Below are 924 nucleotides of genomic sequence, written 5' to 3'. Positions count from 1 at the left end.
CGCCGCCCTGGACAACGCCGGCCTGACCATCGCCGACGTCGACGCCGTCGAGGCCCACGGCACCGGCACCAAACTCGGCGACCCCATCGAAGCCCAGGCCGTCCTCGCCACCTACGGACAGCGCGAACCCCAGTCCGCACCCCTGTACTTGGGCTCGCTGAAGTCGAACCTGGCCCACACCCAGGCGGCGGCCGGCGTCGGCGGCATCATCAAGATGATCCTCGCCCTGCGCAACAACATCCTGCCCAAGACCCTCCACCTCGACGAGCCCACCCCACACGTCGACTGGGAAGCCGGCCACGTCCAGCTACTGACCGAAGCCGTCGACTGGCCCACCACCGACCGTCCGCGTCGCGCGGGTGTCTCCTCCTTCGGCCTCAGCGGCACCAACGCCCACATCATCGTCGAAGAAGCACCCACCGACGACGAAGAAGCGACCGCCGAGCACCGCCAACTCCCTTCTTCAACCGTGCTGTTGTCGGGCCGTACGCCCAGCGCCCTGGCCGAGCAGGCCGACCGCCTGTACACCCGCGTCCTCGGCGACGAAGCCCTCTCCCTGACCGACCTCGCCCACTCCACCGCCCTCACCCGCACCCCGTACGACCATCGCGCGGTCGTCCTGGCCGAGTCCCGTGAGGACCTGCTGGCCGCCCTGTCCGTCCTGTCCACGCCGGCCGAGGGCACGGCGTCGGCGGACGTCGTCGCCGGAGCCGTCCAGGACGGCAGGACGGCGTTCCTGTTCACGGGCCAGGGTGCCCAGCGCCTGGGCATGGGCCGTGAACTGCACGCCGCGTTCCCGGTGTTCGCCACTGCCCTCGACGAGGTCGCGTCCGCCGTGGACGCCCACCTCGATCGCCCGTTGTACGAGGTGATCTGGGGCGAGGACGAGGAACTGCTGAACAGCACCGCCTACACCCAGCCCGC

At 70.5% G+C, this 924-nt stretch carries 1 protein-coding gene; it reads left to right on the top strand.

Features of this window, described 5'->3' with window-relative positions; genetic code table 11:
* The coding region (locus IE277_RS46725; protein WP_189960218.1) for a ketoacyl-synthetase C-terminal extension domain-containing protein at positions 1–924 on the top strand (924 nt) is incomplete at both ends.

Origin of the sequence: Streptomyces alanosinicus (assembly GCF_014650595.1) — a bacterium.
GTDB lineage: Bacteria > Actinomycetota > Actinomycetes > Streptomycetales > Streptomycetaceae > Streptomyces > Streptomyces alanosinicus.
This window is presented reverse-complemented; position numbering and strand designations above follow the sequence as displayed.